We start from the raw sequence: 11,195 nt of genomic DNA, 5'->3' as shown, positions 1-11,195 counted from the left end.
TGACGAAGAACAGGAGCGAAAAGGACCAAAAAATCGCCCAAAGCACACACGAAAACGGATACATCAAGCCAAGAAAAACTTTTTGGAGAAATTCAAAACAGCTTCTAAGAGCCTGTCCTTTTATGGAATGTTCTTCAAAACCTTATTCCATTTATTGATATGCTTCCTGCCTGTTGTCATTCTGCTGTTTTCCTATATCCGACTCCTTATAGAGGATTTTAGTGCCAAGTTGCATATCGCAAAACGCAGGAAATCAGAGAAGTATGATGCAAATAGGTGGACTTTGTTCCGGTGGAAATCAAGTCCACCTATTTCACCTGTTTTTATTGCCCCATTTTGCCCCGAAATGCAGGTGGGAGATAAAAGAAAAACCGCTGATAATGATTGATTATCAGCGGTTCTCATTGTTTTGCTTTTTGTTTGAGTGATCCGCTTGGGGCTCGAACCCAAGACCCCAACATTAAAAGTGTTGTGCTCTACCTGCTGAGCTAGCGAATCAAACCTGTTTTGCCATCATTTCTGATTGCGGGTGCAAAGATAGACACTTTTCTTGAACTGGCAAAACTTTTGAAGTTTTTTTTCTGATTATTTCATTTTTCGGTTCTTTCCCCGACCTCCTTACTCTGTTTCCCTACCAGATTTCCCTCGTAACGCTTTTTGGTAACATCTCCGGCATAAAGGCTCGTATTCTTCTTTTTCGCCAAGCAACACACGCTTGTCATCCGCTACCGTGCGGTGAGAAATATATGCCAAATCACCACATTTCACACAAATAGCATGCACTTTCGTCACTTCATCGGCTATGGCACACAATCCGGGTATCGGACCGAAAGGAACACCTTTGTAATCCATATCCAAACCGGCGATGATAACCCGTACCCCGCGGTTAGCCAGTTCGTTGCAGATACCTATCAAGCCTTCATCAAAGAATTGTGCTTCATCAATACCAACCACATCAATTTCGGAGCCAAGCAAAAGAATGCTCGCTGATGTTTCTACCGGAGTTGACTTAATGGAATTATTATCGTGTGACACCACTTCCGCCTCCGAATAGCGTGTGTCGATAGCTGGTTTGAATATTTCTACTTGTTGGCGAGCAAACATTGCACGCTTCAGGCGGCGTATCAGTTCTTCAGTTTTACCCGAAAACATCGAACCGCATATCACCTCAATTCGTCCACGACGAAAAGTTTCTTGTGTATGGTCTTCTGAAAATACTACCATGATATGATCTTCTGTTTGAATAATTGCGGTTGCAAAAGTACGTTTTCTAAAGCAAAAAAGAATACAGTCCAGACTAAAAAACGATGTTTTAGGCTAGAATAATACAACTTCTGTTAAATAATGGAGCAAATTAACACATACAATCAAAAACTTTCTACCTTTGCTATATTATAAATGACAAATATGGGTAAACTGTATGTAGTACCTACTCCAGTAGGCAATTTAGAAGACATGACATTGCGTGCCATACGGGTGCTGAAAGAGGTCGACTTGATTTTAGCGGAAGACACCCGCACATCGGGTATTCTGCTGAAGCACTTCGAAATCAAGAACGCTCTGCAATCTTACCATAAGTTCAATGAACATCAGGTACTGGAGAGCATCATCACGCGGCTCAAGGCTGGAGAAAACATCGCCTTGATATCGGATGCAGGCACGCCAGGCATTTCCGACCCAGGATTTCTGGTTGTCCGCGAATGCGTAAGGAACGGCATCGAAGTGCAATGCCTGCCGGGGGCAACAGCCTTTGTTCCGGCATTGGTAGCCTCAGGACTGCCGGATGAACGCTTCTGTTTCGAAGGTTTCTTGCCTCAGAAAAAAGGACGGATGACACGTTTGAACTCACTGGCAGAAGAGACACGGACGATGATATTTTATGAATCTCCATACAGGCTGGTAAAAACCTTAACCCAATTCGCCGAACTTTTCGGTGAAGAACGGCAGGTTTCTGTTTGTCGGGAAATTTCAAAAATACATGAGGAAAGCGTACGAGGGACGCTTGCAGAAGTAATAGCGCATTTCACCGTTGCCGAACCTAAAGGAGAAATAGTAATCATACTTGCAGGGAAAGAAAAATAAAAGTATAAATTCTAAACAGATAAGAAACTATGAAGAAAGTTGTTTTATTTTCGCTATGCGCAGCAGCCTTATTGGCTTCCTGTACAAATTCGGGGCAGAAAAAAGACGCATTACAAGTTCAAAACGACTCATTGATGCTGGAATTGTCTAATCGGGATGCAGAACTCGATGAGATTATGGGAGCTTTCAACGAGATACAAGAAGGCTTCCGCGAAATTAATGAAGCCGAAAACCGTGTTGACTTGAAAGGTGATGCAATGGAAAGCAAATCGAGTGCAGAGAAAATCAAGGAAGATATCCGTTTCATCAGCCAGAAATTGCAAGCCAATCGTGCACGAATTGCAGAACTGGAGAAACAGCTGCAAAATAGCAACTACCAGTCTGCACAACTGAAAAAAGCAATCCAGAACCTGACCGCTGAACTGGAATCGAAACAAAAGCAAATAGAAACCTTGCAGGCAGAACTGGCTTCGAAAAACATCCGCATTGCTGAACTGGATGAAGCTGTAGCCGACTTGAACAAAAACGTAGACGAACTGACGGCAGAAAATGAAGCCAAAACGGAAACTGTAGTGGCACAAGACAAGGCACTGAATACTGCCTGGTATGTATTCGGAACAAAATCGGAACTGAAAGACCAGAAAATCCTGAAACGTGGAGATGTATTAAAAGATAACGAATTTAACAAGGATTATTTTACTGAAATTGATATCCGTCAGGACAAAGAAATCAAACTTTACTCCAAACGCGCTGAACTGCTGACTACACATCCTGAAGGTTCATACGAACTGGTAAAAGATGACAAAGGACAGTTGACTCTGAAAATCACAAACCCCAGCCAGTTCTGGAGTGTATCACGCTATCTGGTTATCCAAGTACGTTAACACGGCTCATATTAAATTAAACAATGAATTGTGCCCGATAAATGTTGGGCACAATTCATTTTACATGTTCTCTCACACCAACACTTAGGAGTTGTTTTGAATTTCTCCAAACAAAATTATCCAATCTGATACAGCCAAATACCTAAGTTTATCTTTATTTATCCAAACAATTATTCATTTTATAAGGTAAGTTCTCATTTTTTTTAGCTAACTTGCAATCCGAAATCAGCATAAACAAAAACAAATGAGAAAAATCTGTTTGCTTTTCATACTTTGGGCATGTGTATGCTTGACCGGAAATGCCGGAACGCAGGCAAGTGAGACAAAAAAGGATACAACCGAAATTTACATTGAGAAACAACTGGACAACCGTTGTTTCACGGTAGATGTATCGATGGCTTATCCCATGCGGGGAAGGAGTATTCCGTTGACAAGTTCTTACAGCCTGAAGATGAAAAACGATTCGGTAGACGTATATCTTCCCTATTTCGGAAGAGCTTACTCGGTGCCTTACGGAGGTGGAAAAGGCTTACATTTCCAATCGGAAATTACGGGCTTTTGCCTTGAAAAGAAAAAGAAAGGATACGAAGTCCGCTTTTCTTCGAAAACCGAAGAAGATGTTTTCGATTTTTATCTCGACATTTCTACAGGAGGTTCTGTAACGGTTTCTGTCACGATGTACAACAGGCAACCAATCCGTTACAGTGGAGAAATAGTGGCCGAAGAAATGCAATAATAAATAAAGATATCCGTTTTTATGGAAAATAACCAATACTATATTGACCGGCTGGAAAAGAAAAGCGTAAAACCTACTTCCATACGTCTTTTAGTATTCAAGGCAATGGTAGAAGCTGAACATCCGGTTTCGTTGCTTGACTTAGAGACAATACTCGAAACGGTTGATAAATCAACTATATTTCGTACCTTAAACACTTTTCTTGCCCACCACCTGATACATGACATCGAAGACGGCAGCGGGTCGCTGAAATACGAAATCTGTTCGGGAGAAAATGCATGCAGCATTGACGACATGCATACGCATTTTTATTGCGAAGTGTGTCACCGTACATTCTGTTTTAAAGGAATACACATTCCTGTGGTAAATCTGCCCGAAGGTTTCGACATGCACAGCATCAACTATATGGCGAAGGGAATCTGCCGCGACTGTACTCGTCAACGCAGGCAAGCGAATAAACAACCAATCTAAATATCCATTTAATTAAAGTAAAAACATTATGAACGAAATTTTCAGTATTGCCGGAAAAGTAGCCGTCGTAACCGGCGGCTCCGGTGTGTTAGGGAGTAATATTGCAGAAGGTTTTTTACGTGCCGGTGCTAAAGTAATCATTATCGGTGCCCACAAAGACCGCGTAGATGCAGCTGTAGAACGCCTGAAACAGACAGGAGGTGAAATAAGAGGTACAGTATGTAACGTACTCGACATTGAAAGTCTGAATGCAGTAAAAGACGAAGTACTGGCCCAGTGGGGACGAGTAGACATTTTGGTCAATGCCGCAGGAGGAAATATTCCAGGTGGTACACTGACAGTAGACCAAAACATCTTCGACATGAAAGTTGAAGATTTGGACAAAGTGGTTGACCTGAACCTGAACGGAACGGTTTACCCTTGTCTGGTGTTCGGTGAAATCATGGCAAAGCAACAGAGTGGTGCTATCGTTAACGTTTCTTCGATGGCTGCCTACGAATCCATCACCCGTGTACCTGGTTATTCAATGGCGAAAAGTGCTGTAGAAAACTTTACACGCTGGATGGCACAGGAAATGGCAATCAAGTTCAGCGAGAAAATCCGTGTCAATGCCATCGCCCCCGGTTTCTTCATCGGCAACCAGAACCGTGCCATCCTGATTAACCCCGACGGTTCGCTAACTGACCGTAGCAAGAAGGTCATTGCCAAAACCCCGATGCGGCGGTTTGGTGATATTTCTGAACTGAACGGTGCTGTACAGTTCTTATGTAGTGATGCTGCCAGCTTCATCACGGGTGCTGTATTGGCTGTAGACGGCGGCTTCAGCGCATTCAGCGGCGTCTGATTAACTACAGGTGTACTCACCATTACAAATTTATAAATCCTATGTGTTTCGACATATAAAAAATGAAAGTCTGCAAACCCCAATCAGCACATGATAAGTTCAAAACAGTTTCTTCTATGCGAACATTCAAAAAAAGAGGATAATCTTCTTCAACGAAGAGGATTATCCTTTTTCTGAATCAGTACTGCCAAGAAATTTAGCACATCATTTCAGCTCCAAAGGCACGCCACGGTAAAAGTCTAGTATTTTGAAGCGGAAGATATAGTTGTATTTCGCCTGCAGCTGATCGGACACCGCACGCATCCATGCCGTGCGCGACTCATTAAACTCGGTAGCATTCGCCTTGCCATTCATGTAACGTTCTTTCATTAAGTCGAATGAGGCCTTAGCAGCTTCGGCTGCAGTACGGCTACTGGTGTATTGTGTCTGAGCACTTAACGTATTATAATACGCCTGTTGTATTTCCTTGTACAAAGTTTTTTTGCTATCTTCCAGTTGCCATCCCAACGTAGTTTGTTGGATGCGTGCACTCCGTACACGATTGCGCGTTGCCAGACGGTTGAAGATAGGGATGCTCAATGTCAGCCCCACATACTGGCTAAAATTATCTCGCAGCTGTGAACCGAAGCCTGCATTGTCCATGCCTGACATTTTATAATAATTAGTACTCAACCCTGCTCCTAAACTCAGCTGAGGATAGTAAGCACTTTGTGCGATGCGGATGCTCTTTTGTGCTCCTTCCAAACGATATTGCGCCGCCTTGATGACAGGCTTTATCAGCAAGGCATCGGCATAGATTTCAGCAGGTGGAAGCGGGGTGCCCAAATTCTCCACGGCATCAGTTTGGGGCGAAACGATAGCAAATCCGTCAGGAGAAGGTAACTCAAGCAGTTGACTGAGGTCAAGCAATGCCAACTGATAGTCGTTGTCTGCCTGCACTGCCGACAACTCATCTTGAGCCACGCGTGACTTAGCCTCATATAGTTCCGACTCCGAGGCCTTGCCATTTCGGAAATAAGCTTCGCGCTGTACCAGCATTTCACGGCTGAGGTCGACCTGTTCGTGCGCCACACGTGCCAATTCGTCATTAAACAAGACCTGCAAATAACTGGATGCCACTTGTATACTGACATTTTCTTTAGCAGCATTCAGGTCTTCAAGAGCAGCCTGCAGGTTAAGTTTCGAGAGGGCAATGTTGTTAGGAATCTGCAATCCGGTAAAAAGCGGCACACTGGTAGAAAGGCTGAAGCCTGTATTTTGGGTATTGATGCTATTGTAAGTATTGTCTGCCTGCAAACTTCGGCCGAAGCTAAAAGAGTGCGATGCACTTCCGTTCAGATCGGGCAGACGGCTGTTTTTCGCTGTGCTCAGTTCTATCTTGCTCTGCTCGGCAGAAGCTTCCTGCTGCTTGATGGTTAGGTTATGTTCGATGGCATAATCAATGCATTTCTTCAATGTCCATGCCTGCTGAGCATGCACAGGCATACACATGGCTCCTATCCCTATAAATAAATAACTGAATTTCATCATCGCGAATATTTATTGGTCTTCTATTTTCAGTCCGCGAACCTTGTCACCGGACTTTAATCCTTGTTTCACTTCCGTATCGATGCCATTACTGATACCTGTTACGATTTGCTGGCGTTTGAACTTCTGGTCAGGCACACTATCTGTCAATACATAAACAAAAGTAGAATCACCGCTAAATTCGACGGCACTTTCGGGAACAGTTAACGCGCCGTCAACATGTTGCAATTCCATCTCTGCATTGGCGCTGTACCCCGAACGGATAGTCACACTATCGGGCACATCGATAGCAGCTTTGATTTCAAACTGATTGGCGCCATTATTTTCTGTACTTTTAGGAGATATATATTCCAATACGGCATCAAACTTCATATTCTGTAAGGCTCCTAAGGTGATTTTTACTGGAATCCCTTCGCGGATACGTCCCACTTCAGTCTCATCTACATTTCCACGGAATATCAAGTCACTCATATCTGCCACAGTAGCAATCGTCGTTCCGTCATTGAAAGTATTACTCATTATCACCGAATTTCCCACCTTGATAGGTACATCCAATATCAATCCGGTAATCGTAGAACGTATCAACGTACTACTGAATGAAGCACTGTTTTTCGTAATGCCTTCTTTCACGATTTCCAGATTGTCTTTTGCTGCCTGAAGTTCTTCACGTGCCTGCTTGGCAGCAAGCAACGTCTTTTCGTATTCTTCATTACTTACCAGCTTACCTTGGTAAAGTTTTTCCATACGTTCCAAATCGATTTCCGCCTGTTTGCCGTTCATCTCTGCCAGCCGGACCCGGCTCTCTGCTGCATTAAGTGTGCCCAGTTCAGGAATCACTTTTACTTTGGCAATAACCTCACCTTCTTTCACGGTCTGTCCTGCCTCTTTATACACTTCAGCTATGATACCCGATATTTGTGGCTTGATTTCCACCTCGTCACGTGGCTCTATCTTTCCCGTGGCAACAGTAGTCTGTACCAAGTCTTTGGTTTCTGCCTTCAACACTTGATAACTCACTTTTTCCGGCTGCGATTTCTGATAAAGAAATACAAATGTCCCAATAAACACAATGGCTATCAGAACCAGTACAGCAATTTTCATAAACTTCTTCATATAGGTTATGGTTTTTATTTGTTTCTTTTTTTGTTCACTACAGATTACACAGATAAAAAAGATTTCCTCGTCTGTGCACTCTTATGGCAAATTTTCTATTCCCGTTTTTATTTTTAAAATCAGTGCAGTCTGTGGTAGGCGTCACTCGTCACGAATCGCATCAATCGGCTTTACCGACATTGCACGATAAGCAGGAGCCAGTCCCGCAAGCAAGCCAAGGAAAAGCAAAAGGACACATGCCCCGACAGCTTCCCAAAAACTAATCAAGAAATGCGTGGGTGCATTCGGCTCGGAAGTTCCTACCTCGACCACATTCAGCAAGAAGACTGCAAAAGCAATTCCCGCCATACCGGCAAGGATGGTCAAAACCATGCTTTCTGAAAGAATCTGTTGCAGAATATCATTCGGCCGGGCACCGATGGCACGGCGGATACCTATTTCCACCGTACGTTCTTTTACCGTTACCATCATGATATTGCTCACACCGATGGCACCTGCAAGCAGGGTACCTAATCCTACCATCCATCCCAGGATACGGATACCCGAAAACAAATTGTCCATCATACTGAACATAGCCTCTGCATTCACCTGTATCATTGCCTGGCTGTCATCGGGATGAATGTAATGCGCACGTTTCACCACTTGTGCCACTTTCTTTTCCACCTCGCTGATAGAGTATCCCTTGCGGGCGGTATAACACAAGAGTTGCACCTTTTGCCCGAAGTTATAGTTTTGCTGCATCGTAGTGAAAGGGATAGTCACAGAAGTTTCCGAACGCCCGTTTATAGAAATATTCCCCGATGAAACACTTACTCCAATTACCTGATAATAGATGCCATTAATCTTGATGAACCTTCCACACGGATTCTCCTTACCGGGAAAAAGCGTCTCGTAGATACGTTTTCCTATGACACATACCCTGCGCCGGTCTTTCACATCCATGTCATTCAAGTATCGTCCGTAAGTAATCATCGGTTCCTCTATCTTGCCATATTCGGGATAAAGCCCTTTCAATGTTCCCGAAATTTTCTGCTCATTATAAATCACGTCCACTCCCCACTTTGCCAAGCTGGGAGTAATAATATCTACTTCGTTTACACTCCGGCGGACACGGTCTACATCACTATTTTCCAAATCCCAGTACCGTCCTTGCTGGAATCCTTTATAAGCCTTGCTGGTCTTGTTCGCACCCATGAATCCTGAATTGGTGGCAAATCCTTCAAATTCCCGCGAAAGCATCTGCTGCATGCCTTGCGCTCCCCCCATCAGTGCAATGAGCATAAAAATCCCCCAAAAGATACCGAAAGCTGTCAGCAAACTGCGGGTTTTGTTACGGGTAATGGTAACCAATATCTCTTCCCAAACATCTAAATCGAACTGTTTCATAACTTAAATATTTCTCTTGTCAATGTACTAGTCTGCCCTCAATGCCTCTATCGGACGGATTTTTACAGCTTTCAATGCAGGAAAAAGTCCAGCTAATGTTCCTGCAATAATCAATGTCAAAGTAGCTTCAATGGCAATGGAAAGGTCGACCGTCGGATTTTCAAAGAAAGTCATTGAAAACACTCCCATATCCATGGTCTGCTTACCTGCCACCATGTTCATATACTCGGTCACCGCTATACCTGCTACCATGCCAAGGTATCCGAAAAAAGTCGTGATGGTCACACTTTCTGAAATAATCAGCCGGAGAATCGACAAAGGCTTTGCTCCCAACGCCTTACGAATACCGAACTCGTGCGTACGTTCGCGTACCGTTATCAGCATAATGTTGCTCACGCCCACAATGCCGCTTAATAAAGTAAAAATTCCGATTACCCAAATGGCTATATGCAAGATCTTTGTGGCAGTCTGCTGCTGAAGGTATTGCGTGAAGCGGTTCCATATCCAAATGGCACTGTCGTCAGACGGGTCGAATTGTTTCTGGCTTCCCAGCATACGGCGATAGTCGGCTTCGAAAGCATCATTGTCGGCTTCGTTTGTCAAGCCCTTGGTGGTAAACGTAATGTTGTCAATACTGTCTCCCTTACTGTACACCGTCTGTAAGGTAGTAAAAGGTACAAGCGCAGTAGGCGAGAAGCTATTCTGGTCCTTATAGACCCCGACTATCTGATAACTGACTCCGCTGGCATTGACGTATTTTCCTATTGCATGTCCTTGCGGAAAAAGCATTCCTACAGTCTTTTCATGGAGAATCATCACTTTGCGGCGTTCTGCCATATCGCGTTCGTTGATGAAACGCCCTTCTTTCAGTTTCATTGCTTCCAGTTCTGGATAATTGGGAAATACCCCATCCACCCCTATGCTTAAAAACTCTTTGCCATAGGTTAGAGTGACATCGCTCTGGCTCACCGTAGCCCCCGTAGCAATGACATGTTCGGGAAAAGCCGTAGCACTCAACTCCCGGTCACGGTTATCCAGTGAAATGCTTCTTCCTTCCTGCATGCCTTGAAACGGCTTTGAAGTATATCCCGGATAGATTTTCATCGAGTTCATTAGCATATCTTCCGATTGTCCTTCGAAGGCATGTATCAGTCCGTTGCCTGCACCCAGCAACACAATAAGCATAAATATCCCCCATGCCACCGAAAAGCCCGTCAGAGCCGTGCGCAATTTATTACGCATAATGGTGCCATATATTTCTTGTATTAAGTCTACCATAAGATTACTTATTTCATGAAACCATTTTGTCCGAAAGGTGAAGCGTTATGGTCAATGTTGTCTTCAATACGTTCAATGACGCCGTCTTTGATATGGATTATCTTGTTCGTCTGGTTGGCCACGCCACTCTCGTGCGTCACCACCACGATGGTCAGTCCCTCCCGGTCATGCAGGTCTTTCAAGATATTCATCACTTCCACCGAAGTCTTGCTGTCCAGTGCACCGGTAGGTTCATCAGCCAAAATAATTTGCGGCTTCGATATCAAAGCACGCGCAATGGCCACACGTTGCTTTTGCCCGCCCGAAAGTTCGTTGGGCATATGGTGTGCCCACTCTTTCAGTCCCAGCTTGTCGAGGTATTCCATAGCCAGTTCGTTCCGTTTCTTTCGGTTCACACCTTGGTAGAAAAGCGGTAGGGCCACGTTCTCCATGGCATTCTTGAACGAAATCAAGTTGAACGATTGAAAAATAAACCCGATCATCCGGTTGCGGTATTCGGCTGCACGCGTCTCGCTCAGATTTTTGATAAGCACATCATTCAGGTAATATTCACCCGAATCATAATTGTCAAGAATGCCCAATATATTTAATAAGGTGGATTTCCCCGAACCTGAAGCTCCCATAATAGAAACAAATTCTCCCTTCCCGATAGTCAAATCAATGCCTTTCAACACATGAAGCGGAGCTCCGTTATGGTAAGTTTTATTGATATCCTTTAGTTGTATCATAATGTAAAATTTTGGTTTTTCTTTCGTTTTTATGCCCTTTAGACGTTGCTAAGATATAAAAAGTTACGCAACAGCTTAAATAAATTCATTAAAAATTTGCTCCGTTGTGCCCGATTGCTTACTTTTGTTCTCATAACTAACCTTTA

General features: G+C 43.8%; 12 protein-coding genes and 1 tRNA gene. 6 read left to right on the top strand and 7 right to left on the bottom strand.

Annotated elements, in window-relative coordinates:
* On the top strand, window positions 1–388 hold a 388-nt coding region (locus B5F78_RS17160; protein WP_206421935.1), incomplete at its 5' end, for a hypothetical protein.
* A gap of 37 nt (window positions 389–425) precedes the next feature.
* Here B5F78_RS17160 and B5F78_RS08550 read toward each other — a convergent pair.
* Together B5F78_RS08550 and B5F78_RS08545 are read right to left on the bottom strand one after the other, a co-directional pair.
* A tRNA-Lys gene (locus B5F78_RS08550) sits at window positions 426–498 on the bottom strand.
* Between the two features lie 120 nt (window positions 499–618).
* Window positions 619–1,224, bottom strand: a complete 606-nt coding sequence (locus B5F78_RS08545) for a thymidine kinase (protein ID WP_022039840.1) — start codon at window positions 1,222–1,224, stop codon at window positions 619–621.
* Window positions 1,225–1,407: 183 nt separating this feature from the next.
* Here B5F78_RS08545 and rsmI point away from each other — a divergent pair, with 183 nt between their 5' ends.
* The 5 genes from rsmI to B5F78_RS08520 all read left to right on the top strand — a co-directional run bounded on the left by rsmI (window position 1,408) and on the right by B5F78_RS08520 (window position 5,017).
* Window positions 1,408–2,082, top strand: coding sequence for a 16S rRNA (cytidine(1402)-2'-O)-methyltransferase (rsmI, locus tag B5F78_RS08540; RefSeq protein ID WP_022039841.1), 675 nt, complete (start codon window positions 1,408–1,410; stop codon window positions 2,080–2,082).
* 29 nt (window positions 2,083–2,111) lie between these two features.
* Window positions 2,112–2,966, top strand: a complete 855-nt coding sequence (locus B5F78_RS08535) for a Cbp1 family collagen-binding glycoprotein adhesin (protein WP_022039842.1) — start codon at window positions 2,112–2,114, stop codon at window positions 2,964–2,966.
* A 244-nt stretch (window positions 2,967–3,210) separates the two neighbouring features.
* A complete protein-coding gene (locus B5F78_RS08530; protein ID WP_087406492.1) occupies window positions 3,211–3,702 on the top strand; it encodes a DUF4251 domain-containing protein in 492 nt (163 codons plus the stop codon).
* Window positions 3,703–3,723: 21 nt separating this feature from the next.
* On the top strand, window positions 3,724–4,173 hold the full coding sequence (locus B5F78_RS08525; protein ID WP_022039056.1) for a Fur family transcriptional regulator: 450 nt from the start codon (window positions 3,724–3,726) through the stop codon (window positions 4,171–4,173).
* A 28-nt stretch (window positions 4,174–4,201) separates the two neighbouring features.
* Entirely contained in the window at window positions 4,202–5,017 is an 816-nt protein-coding gene (locus B5F78_RS08520; RefSeq protein WP_022039057.1) for an SDR family oxidoreductase, read from the top strand.
* Window positions 5,018–5,221: 204 nt separating this feature from the next.
* On the opposite strand, the gene B5F78_RS08515 is transcribed toward B5F78_RS08520, so the two are convergent.
* From B5F78_RS08515 to B5F78_RS08495, 5 genes are all read right to left on the bottom strand, one after another.
* On the bottom strand, window positions 5,222–6,544 hold the full coding sequence (locus B5F78_RS08515) for a TolC family protein (protein WP_022039058.1): 1,323 nt from the start codon (window positions 6,542–6,544) through the stop codon (window positions 5,222–5,224).
* Window positions 6,545–6,556: 12 nt separating this feature from the next.
* Window positions 6,557–7,657 (bottom strand): efflux RND transporter periplasmic adaptor subunit, encoded by a 1,101-nt coding sequence (locus tag B5F78_RS08510; protein WP_022039059.1) that lies wholly within the window; start codon window positions 7,655–7,657, stop codon window positions 6,557–6,559.
* A gap of 141 nt (window positions 7,658–7,798) precedes the next feature.
* On the bottom strand, window positions 7,799–9,043 hold the full coding sequence (locus tag B5F78_RS08505; protein WP_022039060.1) for an ABC transporter permease: 1,245 nt from the start codon (window positions 9,041–9,043) through the stop codon (window positions 7,799–7,801).
* A gap of 27 nt (window positions 9,044–9,070) precedes the next feature.
* A complete protein-coding gene (locus B5F78_RS08500) occupies window positions 9,071–10,321 on the bottom strand; it encodes an ABC transporter permease (RefSeq protein WP_022039061.1) in 1,251 nt (416 codons plus the stop codon).
* 8 nt (window positions 10,322–10,329) lie between these two features.
* Window positions 10,330–11,049, bottom strand: a complete 720-nt coding sequence (locus tag B5F78_RS08495; protein WP_022039062.1) for an ABC transporter ATP-binding protein — start codon at window positions 11,047–11,049, stop codon at window positions 10,330–10,332.
* Window positions 11,050–11,195 lie beyond the last annotated feature (146 nt).

The sequence above is a fragment of the Bacteroides sp. An279 genome (genome assembly GCF_002159615.1).
GTDB classification, from domain to species: Bacteria; Bacteroidota; Bacteroidia; order Bacteroidales; family Bacteroidaceae; genus Phocaeicola; species Phocaeicola intestinalis.
The sequence above is the reverse complement of the archived record's forward strand: the minus strand, read 5'-3'. Positions and strand labels throughout refer to the sequence as shown.